The organism is Aureibaculum marinum (assembly GCF_003813905.1).
GTDB classification, from domain to species: Bacteria; Bacteroidota; Bacteroidia; order Flavobacteriales; family Flavobacteriaceae; genus Aureibaculum; species Aureibaculum marinum.
Genome location: NZ_RPFJ01000072.1, coordinates 1 through 713, shown reverse-complemented (window position 1 = coordinate 713; position 713 = coordinate 1). Strand labels below are relative to the sequence as shown.

Below are 713 nucleotides of genomic sequence, written 5' to 3'. Positions count from 1 at the left end.
TAATAATCTGTACCTGCTATTTTTGGCGTAGGTACACTTATAGTTACGGTGCCTGAATCATCAGTTACCTGAACAAATGCATCTGCATCTGCTACATTTCCATCTGCATCTTTAAAGCGGATAAATGCCCAAGCTTCATCAACGTCTTTTGTATAACTAAAAGTGATATCAACAGTGCTATCTGCAGTAACTGTTGCTGGTGGGTTTACTATGGTAATTGAATTTGGTTCTGCTGAGCCATCTTCAACAATTACAGTTGCTCCATCTTCGGTAGCTAAATGCCCCCAACCAGAATCAAATAATTGTGCTTGGAAATAATAATCTGTACCTGCTATTTTTGGCGTAGGTACACTTATGGTTACGGTGCCTGAATCGTCTGTGACTTGAACAAATGCATCTGCATCTGCTACATTTCCATCTGCATCTTTAAAACGGATAAATGCCCATGCTTCATCAACGTCTTTTGTATAACTAAAAGTGATATCAACAGTGCTATCTGCAGTAACTGTTGCTGGTGGGTTTACTATGGTAATTGAATTTGGTTCAGGCGTTCCTTCTTCTACCACTACAGTTGCTCCATCTTCTGTGGCTAAATGCCCCCAACCAGAATCAAATAATTGTGCTTGGAAATAATAATCTGTACCTGCTATTTTTGGCGTAGGTACACTTATAGTTACGGTGCCTGAATCATCAGTTACCTGAACAAATGCATC

1 protein-coding gene is annotated in these 713 nt (G+C 39.7%); it reads right to left on the bottom strand.

All coding sequences use genetic code 11. The annotated features are described in order from the left end of the window. Positions 1–713: hypothetical protein (locus tag EGM88_RS15855; RefSeq protein WP_162497592.1), on the bottom strand; the 713-nt coding region annotated here is incomplete at both ends.